The organism is Comamonas sp. MYb396 (assembly GCF_037479555.1).
Classification (GTDB): Bacteria; Pseudomonadota; Gammaproteobacteria; order Burkholderiales; family Burkholderiaceae_C; genus Comamonas.
The window spans coordinates 99,898-117,343 of the sequence record NZ_JBBGYU010000004.1 but is presented as its reverse complement, the minus strand read 5'-3'; the positions used below and the strand labels follow the sequence as shown (position 1 = coordinate 117,343).

Below are 17,446 nucleotides of genomic sequence, written 5' to 3'. Positions count from 1 at the left end.
CCACATCAAGCCGCCGAAAACGCCGCCAGCATATGGCGCAGCAATTGCGACGCCACCGGCGACAGCGGCCGACCGCTGCGGGTGACCACATGCAGCTGGCTGTGGTTGAGCACCGGGCTGGCCAGTGGCAGCGACACCAAGGTATCGAGCGCCACGCCTTGGAGCGGAATGGAGCGCGGCGTCATGATGTAGCCCAGGCCCATGACCGCAAAATCCCACAGCACCTTGAAGGAGTTGGTGGTCAGCATCGGCTGCAGGCGGATGTTCTCCTCCAGCTCGGCGGCCTGGATGTGCTTGCGCACGCCAAAGGATTCTTCCAGCGCCGCGCCCGGGTAAGGGGCCAGATCGGCCAGGCTCAGCGGGCCCTGGTGGCTGGCCAGCGGATGGCCCTTGCGCACATACACCCGCACGGGGGCCAGCCGGGCATGGTGGGAACGCAGGCGCGCATCGGCCGGCGGCTGGAACACGATGCCGATATGCGCACGGTCCTCCAGAATGCACTGCACGGCCTCTTCGGTGCCCGCCACCTTGATGTGGTAGCGCACCTCGCCATGGGCCCGCACAAAATCCTGCAGCACCGGGCCCATCACCATGTCCAAGGTACCCTCGCCCAGCACCAAGTCCAGATGGCCCGATTGCGCGTTCTTGAGGCTGTTGACCTCGGCGACAAAGGTGTCGTGCAGGTCCTGCTGGCGGCGGGCAAACAGTGCCAGCATGCGTCCGGCATCGGTCACCACCACGCCCCGGCCGCGCCGCTCCAGCAGAACCAGACCCGTGTCCTGCTCCAGCCGGGCCACCGTGCGGCTGACCATCGACGGGTCGACCGCCAGCACATCGGCCGCACCCCGCACCGAGCCGGTCTCTAGGATCTGCAGCAGGCACAGCGCCCGCTTGCGGTCCAGCACATCGTCCATCCCCAGGTTCAACATCGCTTGCCTCCGCCCATTGTTGCGATTGTTGCAACGTTTGATTGCCGGCGTTGTCATGGACGCGACGGATGGCGCTTTCGATAATGGTTTGACTTTTTTGTGACGGCCCCACCATGAACGCACCCATCAAACCCTCCTTGCTATCCGCCGTACTGGCCCTTGCGCCTGAGTTTGTCGGCATCCGCCACCAGATCCATGCATTCCCCGAGCTGGCGTTTGAAGAGCTGCGCACCAGCGACCTGGTGGCCGAGCGCCTGCAGTCCTGGGGCTATGAAGTGCACCGGGGCCTGGGCAGCACCGGCGTGGTGGGCCGCCTCAAAAAAGGCCAGGGCAGCCGCAGCCTGGGCATTCGTGCCGACATGGACGCGCTGCCGATCCAGGAAAAAACCGGCCTGCCCTATGCCAGCACCCTGAGCGGCAAGATGCATGCCTGCGGCCACGATGGCCACACGGCCATCTTGCTGTGCGCAGCGCGCTACCTGGCCGAATCGGTGGACTACAGCGGCACCCTGAACCTGATTTTTCAGCCAGCGGAAGAGAACGAAGGCGGCGCCTTGCGCATGGTCGATGACGGCCTGTTCGAGCAGTTCCCCTGCGATGAAATCTATGCGCTGCACAACACGCCAGGCCTGCCGGTGGGCCAGATCGGCATGATCACCGGGCCGGCGATGGCCTCGTTTGACCGCGCCACCGTCACCCTGACCGGCCGCTCGGCGCACGGCGCCATGCCCCACCATGGCATCGATGTGATGCAGGCGGCTGCCAGCATCGTGCTGGGCCTGCAGTCGCTGGTCAGCCGCGAGGTCGATGCGCTCAAATCGGCCGTCATCACCGTGGGCTCCATCCAGGCGGGCGCTACCTACAACATCGTGCCCGAGATCGCGACGATCAAGATCGGCATCCGCGCGCTCAACCCCGAGGTGCGCAACCAGATTGAAACCCGGCTGCGCGACTTTGTCAGCGCCCAGGCGCAGAGCTACCAGCTCCAGGCCGATCTGCTGTATGAGCGCAAGTACCCGGTGCTGGTCAACCATGCCGCGCAAACCGAGCGTGCCCGCGAAGTGGCCGCAAAACTGCTGGGCGCCGACAACGTGGTCACGCGCGGCCCGGTCATGGGCAGCGAGGACTTTGCCTACATGCTGGAGCACCGCCCCGGCGCCTATGTGCGGCTGGGCAATGGCCTGGGGCAGGACGGCGGCTGCATGGTGCACAACCCGCTGTATGACTTCAATGACAAGGCCCTGCCCATCGGCGCGGCCTTCTGGGCCAGCCTGGCACACAGCTATCTGCAATAACCCCCACCTAGCGAGAGCACCATGACCGCAACCCATCGCCGCCAGTTCCTTCAATACGCCAGCCTGCTGGCAGGCGCCCCGTGGCTGGCCACACAACCGGCCTGGGCCGCCGATGGCTACCCCAGCAAGCCCTTGTCGCTGGTGGTGCCCTACCCAGCAGGCGGCGCCAGCGATACCGCCGCCCGCATCTTTGGCGAATCCATTGGCAAGACGCTCAAGCAGCAGGTCGTGGTGGAGAACTACGGCGGCGGCACCGGCCTCATCGGCGCCAACAAGGTCTTGAGCGCGCAGGCCGATGCCTATACGTTCTTCCATGGCTCGATCAACGAGGTGTTTCTGGCGCCCATGCTCAACCCCTCGGCCCGCTACGCACCCAAGGATTTCAGCCTGGTCGCGCCAATCAGCGAAGCGCATATCGTGCTGCTGGCCCGCAATGGCCTGCAGGCCGATTCGCTGGACAAGGTGATTGCGCTGGCCAAGCAAAGCAGCGCCAAGCCGCTCACCTACGCCACTGTCGGCATTGATTCCATCTACCACCTGATGGGCGAGGCCTTGGCAACGCGTGTGGGCGCGCCCTTGCTGCATGTGCCCTACAAGGGCGGCGCCCCCGCCTTGCAAGGCGTGGCTGGTGGCGAGGTGGACCTGGCGATCCTGCCTTACCAGACCAGCTTTGATGCGATGCAGGCCCAGGGCCGGCTCAAGGTGGTCACCAGCTTTTCCAAGGAACTGCCCACCCCCCTGGCCCATATCCCGCTGATCAGCCAAAGCCAGCAGTTGCCTGACTTTGCCTACACCATCAGCGGCGGCTACTTTGTCAAGCAAGGCTGCCCGGCCGAGCGGGTCAGCCTGTTGCGCAATGCCATTGGCGCGGCACTGCAAAACCCCGAGATTCGCGCCCGCCTGGAGGCCGAAGGCCGCACCGTTGCCCAGCCCACCGGCAGCCAGGCTGCTGCCAACCAGGCCTTTGACCAGTACATGCTGCGCGTGGGTGAGCTGATCCGCACGGTGGGCCGCAAGCCGGTGGCCTAAGAGTCTGTTCAAAGACGCAATCTGCCTTTGACGCCAGCCCTCTGGTAGGGCTGGCCTGCTTCGCTGGCCCTCCATGCCGCCGTCAAGCCCGCCCCGCCGCACCAACGCGCTTCTTCATGCTGTCACGCGCTCGGCAAGCTGCGGCTTTTCGCTATCAAAATTAGTACATAATATTGCACGGTCAACAATCAGTTGCGCCCAGTGCATGCTAAACAGCAATGCATCCGGTAACGATTGACACCAACTAGCGGCGCGTGCAACCTGCTGATTCGACGCCGCTGTTTATGGAAAATCCGGCTGCCGCACAGGCAACCACTGCAGCATTTATCAATTTGACAGGTTGATAGCATTTAGCATTAGATTGGTGAATTTCTGCTTGAAATTCTCTAGCTTTCAAGAAGCTGACATTTGTTGAATTTATGATTATCAGCTAGTCATAGTTTTGACATATGATCTCGATTCCTCTGGAGGGAGGTAGAAGTAGAAGAAAAGGAAAACGACCTTGGAGCCCGCAGTCATGCGGGCTCTTTTTTTTGTCAATTGCTGACGATTGCGCCATGCGTTAGCCCATTGAGCCGCGATAGCCGTCCTAGAATTTGACCATCGCTTTCGCCGAGTTCATGCGTACCCTCCCTCCCTCTCTTGATTTGCATGGACACCCTGTTTTTCAGGATCGGCTTTCTTCTTGAATGCACTGCCGCCCCACTGGGGCGGCATTTTTTTGGGCTACGCAGTTGCCAAGCGCAATGGCGAGTCTTTGTGCTGTATCAACAAAGCAGCATCGCGCAATCTCGCCACCAACAGGTGCTTGCACCTGCCGCAAGCGGGCCGCGGGGAAGCCATGCGGTTTGGCTGGGCTTGCGCAAGCTTGCACTTGCAGTGCAGGCTCGCACCCACAGCGGCCCGTGCAGATCAGCGCTGGCTGCGCCTACGGTGCACCGCCACCAAGCCCAGAGCCACCAACAGACCGCTGATAAGTGATTGGCTCCACAGTGAAAGCGTTGGCACCGGGGTTGCTGCAACAGGAACTGGATCTGGATCGGGCGCTGGCACACCAATGGTCACGCTGGCATTTGCCGTGCTGGAGCCGCCTGTGCCTTGCACTGCAAATACGCTGTCCTGGCTAGCAGTGCCGCTGACTTGGCAGACCACTGACTGCCCCTCAGGAATCACACCGGGAGAGGACCAGGCAGCACCATGGAGGGTGCAGGCGCCGACCTGCACGCCTTCGGGCAAACCGGTCACGGTGCAGGCAGCATCGGCCATGTCCGCCGTGCCGCTGTTCGTGCATTGGAAGCTACCGCTATAGGCGCTGCCTACCGTGCCCGACAGGGGCAGCCCACCCAAGTCGATCGCCACATCCGGAGCGGTGGTGAACAACAAAGTCGCAGTGTTGTTGGCGGTGACCGTCTCGCCATTGGGAGCGGCGTCAACCACGGCCGAGCTCGAAGCCGGTGCAGCGCCAACGGCGCGCTGCAATGCTACGCTATAGCGTGCCTGGCCATTTAGCGCAGCCAATGGGCCTACGGTACACGCAAAGCCATTTTGCGGTGCAGCCAATGCTGCGCAAGCGCTTGGCAACTGCTGGGCCGAATAGCCCGAAGGTAGTGTCACCGTCACTGTCGTATTCGCGGTGCTGGCCGTCGCACCCAGGTTCTTCACGTCCAGGGTATAGGCTTGCGGCACAGCGCCCAGCGCCGCTGGGCCGTCAAAGCTGACGGCCAAATCGACATCCGGCACCGCCTGCTTGCAAGCACCATCCTCATCCAACGCCGCCTTCGCAAACGCATCAATGATCCGATTTGCGCGTGCCTGGTTAGCACCGCTGTCTGTACCAAATGGTGATGCATCAGCCGTGAGGAAAGTGCAGCTGCCACCGTTCATCGCGGTCTTCGGCGCGAAAAAGCCGTAAGCCGAGGTACGTGCAGCGGCCACCGGAATGCTGGCCCCCTGAGGTAGATACAGCGCATTGGCTGTTGGAACGTTCTGAATCGTGCGATAGGCGGAGCCCTGGAGCGGGTTCAAGCCGTTAAAGCTTGCCTGGTAGGGCGACGCTGTGTTGAGCGGCGAGGCAATGGCGCCGCCAGTCTGCGTAGAAGCAATGCTGATACCCCAGTTAGTCGCGTCATTCAGAATGGACGCAATCGGGGCAAGATTGCGATCCGCTTGGCAACAGCCATCCGCAAATATCACAAAAGCCGTGTCTGGACGGGTGGTGATTGCGGTCTTGAGCACATCGATCTGGTTGAGATTCAGCGGCTCAAATACCGTCGTCACCACAACCAGTTTCTTGCCGTCAAATATCGCCGGATCCAGCGGAGTAGCCCTGGATAGCCAACCACGGCCATCTACCCAGCCAGTGCCAGCCGGGCCAAAGCGGTTGGTCAATCCACCGGCGGTGAACGTCAAAATGCCGTAGTTATCGGGAGTGGCGTTATCAGGTGTGAGGTAGAGCACATCCTGCGCCAGAACGGTGCCTGGCAGCACAGCAACAAACGCCAGCATGGCAGCGGCAATAGCGCGCCTCGCCGCACCACATCGCTTAAACAACTCTTCAAATAGATGCATACATTTTCCAATGGGTAAGATTCGCGCAAGAATTGTCACAGCAATAACAATTCACTTACCCTTGGAAACCTAAAATCAGACTTTTCAGCGCCGAAATGTTGCTAAATTTATACAAATCAACGCATGCATTTCAAACAACCGCTGCCCTTGGGGGAGTAGAAGCAGAAAATTAGGCGTGCCTAGCAAAAAAACACGCAAAATTCAGTACAAATTTTCTGTTTCTCTTCTACAAAGAAATAAAAATGTCAATTGGCACTCACTTACATTGACAACCCGCTTTGGTAGCGAGCCAGATTCAATGGCTCCTTTCATTTGCCAAATGAGCTAGCCGTTACCTCCATGCATGGACAACAGCTCAGACCAGCGCCGTCGACAGCCCCTGCCGGGTGTGCACTGGCAGCTGCCACTGCCCGCCATCGTGCTCAGCCACCACCTCGATGCGCGGCGCCTCGCTGGTCACGCCACCAAAGATGGTCGCAAACGCTGCGTCGGCGGCATCCCGGCCGGTCGCGAGCCGCATCATGCCCATGGGAATGGCGGTGCCCGAGGGGTCAAACAGGTACCAGCGCCCGCCCAGGTAAACCTCCACATAGGCATGGAAATCCGGTGGTCCCAGGGCGGGGTCGGCGCCATAGTCAGTGCCTGTCACAAAGCGGGCCGGCAGGTTGATGGCGCGGCACATGGCGATCATCAGGTGCGCAAAATCGCGGCAAACGCCGACGCACTCGACCAAGGTATCGACAGCCGAGGTGGTGCCGCTGCTGCTGTTGGAGCGGAACTTCACATGCTGCTGCACCCAGTCGCACACGGCCTGGGCACGCGCATAACCGGGGGCCTGTTGCCCAAACAAATCGTAGGCATAGGCGGCAAGCCGGTCGGACTGGCAGTAGCGGCTGGGGTAGATATAGCGCAGCGCTTCCAGCGGCAGTTGGTACAGCGGCACCTCGGCAATGCTCTCGGGGTCGTCGCTGTAGTGTCGCATCTCGACGGTGGCCTGGTAGTTGAGCTGGAGCGGGCCGGTTTGCGCTTGCAGCCGCAGGCTGCGCTGGCCATCGGCATCTTGCTGCAGTTGCCAGGTGGCACCGGCCTGGTTGACGCTCAGGTGCTCTTGCACCACCGACTGCTGCGGGGTGAAGGCGGGGTGGAAGTTGAAGAAAAAGTCGGCGCTGGGGGTCAGCACCGTATAGGCAAGCTCCAAAGAGAACTGCAGTCGAATCATGGCGTGGGCTTCTGGGCCATCGTTGAGGAAGATTCCTGGCTGGTGGCAGACCCAGCCCGCATCCATTGGCAAACGGCTGCGCTGCAACCAGTGTGCGGCCAGATGCAGACGCCGTCTGTCAGGCAAACGCCCTGCTCCCTTGTGGTCCCCCACTACCTGGCTGCAAGGCGGGGGTGACAGACCTGCACAGGCCCGTCGTACCAGCGCTGCTGCGCTTGTCCTACGGCCCGGGCGCGGTCAGCGCCGCACCATGGAGGCACCAGGACCCAAGTCCTCCACCGAACCCAAGGAGCACAGCATGAGCCATCCCCATGACCCCAAACTCAACCCCGATCCGATCACCGATGAGCCCGGCGCCCACCCCATTGGCACGGGCATTGGCGCCGCTGGTGGCGCGCTGACCGGCGCGGCCGCAGGCTCAGTCGCAGGGCCCGTCGGCACCGCTGTGGGCGGTGTCGTTGGTGCCGTGATTGGCGGCCTTGCCGGCAAGGGCGCTGCCGAGGCCGTCAACCCCACCGCCGAAGATGCCTACTGGGCCGACGCCTACCAGCGCGAGCCCTACTTTGCCGACGGCTATACCTATGACGACTACGCGCCCGCCTACCGCGCCGGTTACCAATCGGTGCGCGATGGCCTGGTCGATTGGGACGATGCGCGCAGCGACTGGGAACGCCGCTGGCAGGCAGAGCGTGCCCAAAGCCGCCTGGGCTGGCCAGAGGCTGAGCCCGCCGTAAAGGCCGCTTGGGAACGCGCCAACCGCGCTTACAAGCAGACCAACCAGGGCTAAAACAGACTGCCTTTGAGACAATAACGCCGCGTCAGGTCATTGCCTGGCGCGGCGTTCTGCGTTCAGTAGGCGACGGCCGCTGCCAGCAGTCCCGAGGCTGCGGCAGCCAGGGCCAAGCGACGCGCGCGCTCGGGCGCATAGGTCAGCACCAGGCCCCAGGCCATCGCCGCCAAGGTCAACAAGCCCAGCCAAGCAGCGATGCCGACCGAGGCATTCCAGCGCTGCAAGCAGGCCAGCAGCGATAGCAAAAGCAAGGCGCTGCCGCCCGCTTGCCAGCCATGGCGCTGCGTGGCGGCGAGCGCGGCGGTACCCAGTTGTTCCTCATGGCGGTCCATGGCGGCCGCCAGCGCCGCAAAACCGGCAAAGGCCCACAGCAGACTTGCGATAGCGATCATCGTTGCTGCTCCATCGCGCTGGCTACAGCTGCATGCGGCGCCAGCAAACCGGCATCAGCGGCTGCAGGCTTGGCAGCGGCTGCGGGTTTGCGCGCAGCGGGCGTCGCAGTCTGCCTGCTGCGTGCCAGCCACCACACGACCCAGCCATGCAAGGCCGCCAACGCCAGCATCATCAAATCAAAACCGGCAATGCTCCACTGCGCATCAGCGATGCTTTGGGGCAGCCATGCACCGCCGCTCAGGCCATTGAGCAGCGGCAACAAGGCCAGCAGCACGGTGGCCAGCAGCATCTGCTCGCGCCAGGCCTGGCGGTGCGGGCGCAGCATGGGGTGCAGCAGGCACAGCGCCCACACCGTAAAGAAGCCGCGAATCTCCCAATCACTGCGGCCAACCAGATCGGCAGGCAACAAGCGGTTGAACCAGAAGAACGAGGCCGTGGCGACCGACAGGCCAGCGATCGCGCCCACATTGAGCACTTCCACCAAGCGGTGGCCATGGGGCGTGCGGCCGAGCTTGCGCCGCTCGGGCAGGCGCTTGACGACCCAGAGCACCATGCCGGTCGCCGCCATGGTGGTGCCGACGACGCCACTCAAGAACAGCAGCCAGCGCACCAGCGGCTCGGCAAAGCGGCCCAGGTGCAGGCTCGATACCACATTGCTGGTCGCACGTGGCCAGGAGATGGCAGCAGCCTCGGGCGCCTGGCGCGGCTCGCCACTCACGCCATCAAACAGCAAGGTCGATGCCGCGCCCCGGTTGACCAGGCTGGAGCCCCCGCCCTCGCGCAGCTCGACGGTCGCGCGGGCGGTGCCCGGTGCGTTGACGGTGATGCTGCCCACGCCATGCGCCGGCCACTGCTGCAAGGCCGCCTCCACCATCGGGCCCACGGGTGCCATCGCGACGGGCGTGTTGGCATCGGCACTGGCCTCGCGGCTGGCGCGGCCACCTTCTCGCGGGCCATTACCGTTGTTGCCATTGGCTGCGCCGGGCTGCGCCTGGCGGTTGCCCCGTAGCTCGGAGAAATAGGCATTGCTGTCGCCGCTGTAGGCGGTCTGTACGCCCCAGGGCATCAGCATGTTCATCAGCAGCACCAGGCCGCTGAAGGTGATCACCAGGTGAAAAGGCAGCGCCAGCACGGCCGTTGCATTGTGCGCATCGAGCCAGGAGCGCTGCCCCTTGCGCGGGCGGAAGGTGAAGAAGTCACTGAAGATCTTCTTGTGCGTGATGACGCCGCTGATGATCGCCACCAGCATCAGCATCGTCGCAAAGCCCACAATCCAGCGGCCCCAGATGCGCGGCATCGCATAGAGCTCGAAATGGAAACGGTACAAGAAGCTGCCGCCCCGCGTCTCGCGCGGCTGCAGCTGCTCGCCGGTGCCGGCATCCAGGGTGGTGCGCTGGGTCCCAGCCCGGCCAGCCGCAGCACCCGGCTCGCGCCAGGAGGCCTCGATGGCCGTCTGGCGCTCATTGGGCAGAGACAAGGTCCAGGTGCTGGCCTTGGGCGCAATGGCCTGCATGGCATCCAGCCCGCGCTGGGCGGTGCCCGCATCGGGTACCGACTGGTGAAGTTCGGGCCGCATCCAGTCGGTGATCTCGCTGCGGAAAAAGCTCAAGGTGCCGGTAAAGAACACCGCATACAGCAGCCAGCCCAGCAGCAGCCCGCTCCAGGTATGCAGCCAGGCCATCGACTGGCGCAGACCCTCGGGTTTGCCATCGACCCTCATGCCGCAGCTCCCGGAGCCAGCACCCAGGCGATCAGCGCCAGGGCCCCCGCCGGCAGCGCAATGCCCAGCCAGGCGCGCAGTGCCGTTGCGCAGCCAAAGGCACACATCGCCGCGATCGCGTAGACCACAAAGGCCAGCATCGTGGCCGCCATCGTTGCATCCACCCGGGCCATGCCCAACTCTTGAAAGCCCACGGCCCCCGCTGCGGCAGAAGCCGCTGCCAAGGCATAACCGCCGCCGATGGCGGCGATGGCCCGCGACGCGACACGCGTGCGGTAGCCCAGCAGGCCGGCTGCTGGTGGGGGGTTGGGGACTGTTTGCATCTTGACCATCCTGTGAGCAGGGCCCGCCACTGCGGCATGGCCCGGGGCGCCAGAGCATGCCTGTCATACCGCAGGCCTGGCAGCGCCGCGCAGTATTTTAAATGAGAATGAGTCTTGATAAATATTTGAACACCGATAATGCTGCGGCCCAGCGCCATGAGAGCCGCAATGGAGGAGCCAGCGCAATGCCTACGCTGCAAACGGCCCCGTCAAAAACGGCCCCGAAGGGCCGTTTTAAACCAACGCGGGGCCAGCCGGGCGGCTCAAACCCGCCGGCGCTGCAGCAGCAGCCCCAGCGCCGCCAGCAGCGCAAAGCCCGCGCCGCAGACAAAGGTGCCCTGGTAGCCAATGGCATCCCAGAGCAGCCCGGCAATCACGCTGGCCAGCAGCAAGGCCACACCGGTGAGCAAATGGAAAATGCCAAACGCCGTGCCACGCAGCTCGGCCGGCGCGCTGTCGGCAATCATCGCGTTGAACAGGCCCTGGCTAAAACCCATGTGCAGGCCCCACAGCGCCACGCCCAGCCCCAGGCCCAGCACACCTGGCACAAAGGCCAGCACCAGATCGGCGGCCACCAGCAAGCCCAGGCCGGCGAGCAGCACATACTGCCGGGGGCGGCGGTCCGACAGCACCCCGGCCGGATAGGCCGACAGCGCATAGGCCAGGCCCATGACCACCAGCACTGCCGGCGCCCACATGGGCGGCAGGCCGGCCGACTGCGCGCGCAAAATCAAAAACGCCTCGCTGAACCGCGCCAAGGTGAACACCAGGCCCAGGCCCACGACCATCCAGTAAGCCCGGGGCAAACGCTGCAGCTCGCTCTTGCGCAAGGGCAGCTGGCGCGGCCTTTGCGCTACGGGTGTTGCGGGCTCCTTCACAAAAAACACCAGCACCGCCACCGCCGCAAATGCCGGCAGCACCGCCAGCCAGAACACCAGCTGGTAGTTGTCCGCCGTCCACCACATCAGGCCGATGGCCAGCAAGGGGCCGGTAAAGGCGCCGATGGTGTCCAGGGTCTGGCGCAGGCCGTAGGCGGTGCCGCGCAAATGCGGTGGGGTCACATCGGCCACCAGCGCATCACGGGGCGCGCCGCGAATGCCTTTGCCCACCCGGTCGACAAAGCGCGCGCCCACCAGCCATTCCAGGCCACCCGCCAACGGAAACACCGGCTTGGTCAGCGCGCCCAGGCCATAGCCCAGCACGGCCAGCAGCTTGCGTTTGCCAAAACGGTCGCTGATCGCGCCGGAGAACACCTTGACGATGGAGGCCGTGGCCTCGGCAATGCCCTCGATCAGGCCCACCGCCAGCACCGAGGTGCCCAGTACTGCCACCATGTAGATCGGCAAGAGCGCATGCACCATCTCGGACGAGATATCCATCAGCATCGAGACAAAACCCAGCGCCCAGACGCTGCGCGGCACTGCGCGTGCGCCGCGCTGCAACGCGCTGTCGCCTGCGGATTGTTGGGGTTCAACGGTTTTCGTCATGCGCGTCATACACCCGTTGGGCGTAGGCCTCCAGCAAGGATTCGCAGTGCTGCAGGCGCTCGGCCGCCGTCACTGCCAGTGGCGCGTCGTAGAAGTCCAGCTTGCGGATCTTCTCGTACCAGGCCTGCAGTTTTTTCAGATCGGTCTCTTCTTCATCCAGCTCGGCATAAGTGAACTTCTCGATCGCGATCTCCTTGGCGATCTCGGCCTCGAAATCCTGGCAGCGGCCCAGCAGTTCGCGGTACTGGTCGTCGCGGTCAGCCTTGAAGCGGGTGATGACCTTGTCCTCCTGCAGCCGGTCGAGCGCAATGGTCTCCAGCAGCACGCAATCCCCGTCCATCGCGGCAATGTCGTTCTCCAGCACCTTGAGCCGGCGCACATGGTCATCGGTCTTGGGCAGCAAGCACACACCGTTTTGCAGGTACACGGCCCCGAGAGCCTTGAGGCGCCGCCACAGCGCCATGCGTTTGGCCGTGGGCTCGGCCGGGACTTTATAGGTCAGCAGCAACCATTTAACAGCATCCATTGCTCATCCGTTTTTGTGACGACCGTTTCATTTTAAAGTTAACGAACAACTTTCAACAGCTGTATCAGATGAATTTTTTATGACCCTGAACCCAGACCTTCCCTCGCTACGGGCGTAAAAAAAGCCCCGCGAGCGGGGCTGGCTGGGCGCAGCAAGGGGCGTTAGGTATCGGATTCGGGCGCCAGATGGCAGGGCCCGACCGAGAGGCAATCGTCTTCAAAAGAGGCTACCGCCTCGTCCAAGGCCTGCGTAATACGCTCGGCCACCTCGTCACTGGCGACCAGTTCACTGTCGGCATCAAAAATGGCGGCCGCATCGGTAATGCCTGCCAGATAAGCCATCTTGAACAGCTTGATCTGGTCGGGGGTGACGACGGTGATTTGCAATTCCGACAAAGACTTTGCACGGGATCTCATACGGCCTCCTCTTCGGGCGCATCGCAATGAAAAATCAGGTCTGCAACACACAACCCTCCGACCGGTCGCGTGTTGTCATCCTGCGGCTGTCACAAACATAGCATAGGAGTACCGGCTTGTTTCATATGCAGCACCCAAGAACAGTCACTTGCGGCAATGGCTGACAACAGACCCGCCCTCCCCAGCCAAACATGGAGCACCTGCCATAGAGACATTCCCGATGTCCAGCCTCTGCTCCCAGCGACGCTGGCCATGCCGGCCCGCTTGTTGCCCAAGAAGGCGGCGCCGGGCCCAAGCACAATTGGCGGGCACCCGCTCCCGATGCAGGCCAGGCTTTCGGCAGGTGTCGGCAATTGCTGGCACTGCAGAGCGCCAAGCGGTAGCGGTTCGGGCTCCAGCTAAGCGGCCTCGCTGGCGTTTCCATCCTTGCGCTGCGCTTGGGCTTTGCGCAGCTGCCGCAGCTCCTCCAAACCATCAGCCCGGCTTACCACTGGGGCATAACCCAGGCTGTTGCGGGCCTTGTCGATATTCAGACTTACCTCGACGGCCGAGGTGGCCAGCGCCTGCCGCGTCACCGGTGGCTGCCAACGCCCGCCCAACCACGGCGCAATACCTTCGCAGACCGAGGCCAACCTATACACCAACCACCGAGGCACCGACTTGCCGGACGCGCACCGCCCTTGGGTGGCCAGGAGGTCGCTGATGAATGTCCGAAATTCGACCACATCCGCATCAGCAATGAAATAGCACTGCCCGGCCTCGCCCGCCAGCAATGCCCGCTCTATGCCATGCACCAGGTTCCCAATGTGGGTGGTCGAGGTACGGTACCGCCCCGTACCAACCCAGGCAAACTTGCCGGCGTCGACCGCTTGCAGCAACTGCGGCAGGGCTGTCGTGTCATCCCGCCCCCAGACAAAGCGCGGGCGCAGCACACAAACATGCAAGCCCTGCCGCGCTGCGGCCAAGGCGATCTGTTCCGCCTCTATCTTGCTGGCCGAATAGCCTCCGGCCGGCCGCAGAGGATAGGGATGGCTTTCGTCGGCATGGACCAGCGCCCGGCCATCGAGCAACACCGACTCCGTGCTGATGTGCACCACACGCGCGACCTGTGCCTGGGCTGCGGCAGCCAGCACCCGACGAGTCCCTTCGACATTGACGAGATGCTGGTTCCGGCTCGCCAGGCCATGCTGGGTGTCCGCCGCTGCATGCACCAGCGCGTCGCAGCCTTGCATGGCCAGTGGCAGTTGCGCAGAAAACAGGTCTGCCTCGACCGGCTTGGCACCCAGCGCATGCAAGCATTGACCCGCCTGGGCACTGCGCGCCAACGCGTGTACCTCAACACCTTGCGCTACAAAATGCCGCACGACATTGCGGCCCACATAGCCGCTGCCACCGGTGATAAAAAGCCTGCGCAGGCGCGGTTCAGACATGGCGTGCGAAGCTGTCAAAGGAAGTGAAGAATCAAACATGGGCTGGCAATGAGCAATGAAAACGGCGCGGCCACAGGCTGCGCATGCAGCCCGTCGGGCTCGTCCAGAAGGGAGCGCCGGCGCGACCCGCGCTAGCGACGCCAGGAGACCTATGGGAGTTAGTCCGCCGCAGCTACCGGTGCGGCTGCAGAAGCAGCGCCCAACAGCGCTTCGATGTCCGCAAGCAGGCGCTGTCTGTCAGCGGCAGCGAAGGAGTGGAAGTCCAGGCTTTCCAGAAGCTTCAAGCCCTCGAGCGCCAAATAGGCCACCAGGGCCGCGCGCGGCTGGGCGGCGTCGGCCTGCAGGGCCGCGATGACCATGGCCTGGTTGGCCTGCATCAGCGCGCGCAGCTCCCCATCCTGCGCCAGGGCCGCGCACAGATTCAAGGCCACGGCGCGCTGAGGTGGCGGAAGCGGATGGGCCGCTGCCGCAATGCGCCCCCGCACCGTCTGAGCGTCGCCACCATTGAACTGCCGGGCGGCGGCCTGGTTGAATGCGTTATCACGCTCCAGGGCCCTGTGGACCAGGGCCTTGATCAGACCCTGTTTGGTCTTGTGGTCGTAGGTGACGCTGGCCTTGCTGACACCCGCCTGGGCCGCAACCCCATCGAGCGTAAGCTTGGCCGCACCGTCGCGCGCGATGACCGCTTCGGCGGCATCCAGCAGTTGATCTTGGTCGATGACTCTTGAGCGTCCCATGGCAGCAATATTTATTTCCGACCGGATGGATATTAATTATACAGACGCAAGCTGTCAAGCCATCATCTGCTGCCTGCGACAGTGCAAAGGCTTTTCATTGCCTGCATCAGCCTGCCGAAATGCGGATTGGCACAAGCCAAGGGGCAAGGTCGCCGCCCAGCCAGGGCGGTCGCCTGCATGGCCCTTGCCCAATCGAAGGGATGCGGATCTGGAGGTGACACAAGGCGGTATTTACAGCCGAGCTGTCGCTATGGCCAAGGAAAACAACGCAGCCGATCGCCTGACAGCGCGCTCAGACCACGGCAGGGAGTTTGGCAGAGGATCGCTGACCATGGGTAAGGCAAAGCAGCCACCAGAGTGATCCGGCCTAACCCCGGCCACGCCAAGGCAGGCCGGGACAGCCTACTGGCAGAGACGTCGCCAGTGCCCGCTTGCACTGCCAGGCACCGCAGCGGCAGTCGGCTGCGCCATCAAAAGCCCCCTACCCGTCACCGCTGCAGCGATCAACGCAAGCGATAGCGACGCGCTGCCAGACCGACCAAGCCCATCGATACCAGCCACAGCACCCAAGGGCTATCGACCGGCACCGCCTGTACAGGACCAGCACCCGACGGTGTTTGCACGGGACTCACCACCACCGTGACCATCGCCGTCTGGCACACCGGCTGCGGATACGGGCCTTGCAGGCTGCAGATCTGGTATGTGAAGGTATCCGTTCCCGAGAATCCCGGTGCGGGCGTGTAGCTGACGGAGCCATCGGCGTTGTAGGCCACTGCACCATGCGCTGGCGCAGACACGCCTGTCGCCATCCCCCCCAGTGGCGCGCTGGTCGTGTCGCTGGAGGCATCATTGCCCAAAATGCGGATCGTCACGGGGGTATTGATCGCGGTGCTGGCTGAATCCGCCGTGGCAGTCACGCCCAATACCCTCACGGTCACGACTGCGGGCTTGCACTCAGAAGGTGCCGCCTCCAGACAGACCTGGTAGTCGAAGCTATCGGTGCCAGAAAAACCGGCATCGGGCGTGTAGACCATGTTGCCCGAGCCATCGACGCTCACGCTGCCATGGGATGGCTGCTGGCTGATGGATGGCACACCGATGCGCTGCGCCGCCGGCACCGTGGTGTCATTGGCGCGAACGTCGATACTGACAGGCTGCCCCTGTGTGGTGTAGGCCAGATCATTCACTGCACTCAACGCCGTCGGCCCGCTGACCGTCACGGTCGCTGTTGCTTTCGCGCAGTTATCAGGCTTGCTGATCTGGCAGTACTGGTAGTCCAAGGAATAGGTTCCCGGCGGAGTTGCGGGGCTCAGGCTCACGCTGCCGGTATTGGTATCCAGGACCATGGGAAAGCCCGCAGGGGACGTATTGGTCCCCGGCAGTTCCGCCATCGTCACGACGGATCCAAGCGTCGGCACCACCTGCCCATGCAAACCACCTGGATTCATATCATCGTTGGCCAGCACATTGCTGATGGCAATCCCTCCGGCCGCATCCATCGTGCCGGAGTCCTCCTGCGCAGCCAGCGGGGCTCGGCAGGCTGATGGAGCCAGCAAAAACGCCTGCAGGTTCTTGATGACCTGCATGTTCGCATCGGTTTGGCTCGCTCCCCCTAGATTGCCGCCATCACCAAAATAAGTGATGCGTCCGGCATTGCCGTTCATATCTGCTTCGCCAAAGGCAGCCACACTGATCGGTGCCGCAGGATCGCTCAACGACATTTGGTAAGCCAGCCGATTCTGCGCAGGAATCGGGCCCAGCAACACACCGCCGTTATCAAACATGACCGAAGCACCTAACGAAAACGGAAAGGCATCGATATTCCCAATAGCCGCGCTGTTCACTGTCCAGGCACCACCATAAACCGAATTAGGCCCGGTTGCTATACTTCCACCGCCAGAGCCAGAGGCCACTCTGGCATTCATGACACCTACAGCCCATTCATTATAAAAATTATTGCCATAATCTTGGGTAAAGTGCACCCGGCCACCCCCGCCCAGGTAGGCGACCAATGCAGCGGCGTCCGCAACAGAAGGGGTACTCGCCGAAGAATAGGTTGCGTTATACCAATGCAGCCAGATGGCATCATACTGCGGCAAATTGGCGCTGGGGCCAGACAAGAAATTTGAAATAGCGGACGGCGAATTGGTGGGCACCACATTCACGCCATTGAGAATTAACGACTGCGCTGCAGGGTAGGTATTCAGACCATTGAACAATACCCGGCAAGCGGCAGCCTCTGCTTTACCCATGCCAGCCACGGCAACCAGCAAGAGTGCAGCAGCACCTGTAAATTTTGTCGCATTATTTTTATACATCATCATGGGCAAAGCCGTGTATTGATAATAAATAGCCCCACCAAGAGCATTCACGACATCTTGCCCATACGTCAAAAATCACACAGACCACCAGCAAGCAAACATCAGCATCCGCCACGAATAGGGTGATAGGAATATATCCACTCTTCAATCATTATCAAAAAATAGCCTCTTGATTCAGAAGAATGTCATTCTAGGCATGGAAAATTCAGCGGTAAAAAATAGCAGGAAGTCGCGTCCATCCATCTTAGCGGTGACAACTATAA

16 protein-coding genes are annotated in these 17,446 nt (G+C 62.6%); 4 read left to right on the top strand and 12 right to left on the bottom strand.

Going from position 1 to position 17,446, the window contains the following annotated elements; translation table 11 throughout:
* Positions 1-5: 5 nt before the first annotated feature.
* On the bottom strand, positions 6-914 hold the full coding sequence (locus tag WH265_RS10805) for a LysR family transcriptional regulator (RefSeq protein WP_339558496.1): 909 nt from the start codon (positions 912-914) through the stop codon (positions 6-8).
* A gap of 128 nt (positions 915-1,042) precedes the next feature.
* On the opposite strand from WH265_RS10805, the gene WH265_RS10800 reads away from it, so the two are divergent.
* Entirely contained in the window at positions 1,043-2,224 is a 1,182-nt protein-coding gene (locus tag WH265_RS10800) for a M20 aminoacylase family protein (protein WP_339558283.1), read from the top strand.
* Positions 2,225-2,245: 21 nt separating this feature from the next.
* Positions 2,246-3,253, top strand: coding sequence for a Bug family tripartite tricarboxylate transporter substrate binding protein (locus WH265_RS10795; protein WP_339537735.1), 1,008 nt, complete (start codon positions 2,246-2,248; stop codon positions 3,251-3,253).
* A gap of 912 nt (positions 3,254-4,165) precedes the next feature.
* On the opposite strand, the gene WH265_RS10790 is transcribed toward WH265_RS10795, so the two are convergent.
* Both WH265_RS10790 and WH265_RS10785 read right to left on the bottom strand, forming a co-directional pair.
* Positions 4,166-5,821 carry a hypothetical protein gene (locus tag WH265_RS10790; protein ID WP_339519498.1) on the bottom strand — a complete coding sequence of 552 codons (1,656 nt, stop codon included), beginning with the start codon at positions 5,819-5,821 and terminating at the stop codon, positions 4,166-4,168.
* Positions 5,822-6,176: 355 nt separating this feature from the next.
* Complete coding sequence (locus WH265_RS10785; RefSeq protein WP_339558282.1) at positions 6,177-7,040, bottom strand: transglutaminase-like domain-containing protein; 864 nt, start codon at positions 7,038-7,040, stop codon at positions 6,177-6,179.
* 298 nt (positions 7,041-7,338) lie between these two features.
* Here WH265_RS10785 and WH265_RS10780 point away from each other — a divergent pair, with 298 nt between their 5' ends.
* Entirely contained in the window at positions 7,339-7,827 is a 489-nt protein-coding gene (locus tag WH265_RS10780; protein ID WP_339558281.1) for a hypothetical protein, read from the top strand.
* 62 nt (positions 7,828-7,889) lie between these two features.
* Here WH265_RS10780 and WH265_RS10775 read toward each other — a convergent pair whose 3' ends face one another.
* The 8 genes from WH265_RS10775 to WH265_RS10740 form a co-directional block, all read right to left on the bottom strand.
* The gene (locus tag WH265_RS10775; protein WP_339558280.1) at positions 7,890-8,222 is read right to left on the bottom strand and encodes a DUF3325 family protein; all 333 of its coding nucleotides are present in this window, start codon (positions 8,220-8,222) and stop codon (positions 7,890-7,892) included.
* Positions 8,219-9,943 (bottom strand): PepSY-associated TM helix domain-containing protein, encoded by a 1,725-nt coding sequence (locus WH265_RS10770; protein ID WP_339558279.1) that lies wholly within the window; start codon positions 9,941-9,943, stop codon positions 8,219-8,221. Before WH265_RS10770 ends, WH265_RS10775 begins: the two co-directional genes overlap by 4 nt.
* On the bottom strand, positions 9,940-10,266 hold the full coding sequence (locus WH265_RS10765; RefSeq protein WP_339558278.1) for a DUF3649 domain-containing protein: 327 nt from the start codon (positions 10,264-10,266) through the stop codon (positions 9,940-9,942). Before WH265_RS10765 ends, WH265_RS10770 begins: the two co-directional genes overlap by 4 nt.
* A 263-nt stretch (positions 10,267-10,529) precedes the next feature.
* Positions 10,530-11,753 carry an MFS transporter gene (locus tag WH265_RS10760; protein WP_339558277.1) on the bottom strand — a complete coding sequence of 408 codons (1,224 nt, stop codon included), beginning with the start codon at positions 11,751-11,753 and terminating at the stop codon, positions 10,530-10,532.
* On the bottom strand, positions 11,737-12,279 hold the full coding sequence (locus tag WH265_RS10755) for a Chromate resistance protein ChrB (protein WP_339537739.1): 543 nt from the start codon (positions 12,277-12,279) through the stop codon (positions 11,737-11,739). The genes WH265_RS10760 and WH265_RS10755 overlap by 17 nt, the downstream gene beginning before the upstream one ends.
* A 161-nt stretch (positions 12,280-12,440) precedes the next feature.
* Positions 12,441-12,695, bottom strand: coding sequence for a hypothetical protein (locus WH265_RS10750; RefSeq protein ID WP_148293016.1), 255 nt, complete (start codon positions 12,693-12,695; stop codon positions 12,441-12,443).
* 398 nt (positions 12,696-13,093) lie between these two features.
* Complete coding sequence (locus WH265_RS10745) at positions 13,094-14,164, bottom strand: NAD-dependent epimerase/dehydratase family protein (RefSeq protein ID WP_339558276.1); 1,071 nt, start codon at positions 14,162-14,164, stop codon at positions 13,094-13,096.
* Between the two features lie 119 nt (positions 14,165-14,283).
* On the bottom strand, positions 14,284-14,862 hold the full coding sequence (locus WH265_RS10740) for a TetR/AcrR family transcriptional regulator (protein ID WP_021025218.1): 579 nt from the start codon (positions 14,860-14,862) through the stop codon (positions 14,284-14,286).
* On the opposite strand from WH265_RS10740, the gene WH265_RS10735 reads away from it, so the two are divergent.
* Entirely contained in the window at positions 14,861-15,223 is a 363-nt protein-coding gene (locus WH265_RS10735) for a hypothetical protein (RefSeq protein ID WP_339558275.1), read from the top strand. The two genes, WH265_RS10740 and WH265_RS10735, sit on opposite strands and share 2 nt — an antisense overlap.
* Positions 15,224-15,365: 142 nt before the next feature.
* On the opposite strand, the gene WH265_RS10730 is transcribed toward WH265_RS10735, so the two are convergent.
* Entirely contained in the window at positions 15,366-17,234 is a 1,869-nt protein-coding gene (locus WH265_RS10730) for an Ig-like domain-containing protein (protein ID WP_339558274.1), read from the bottom strand.
* Positions 17,235-17,446: the final 212 nt, after the last annotated feature.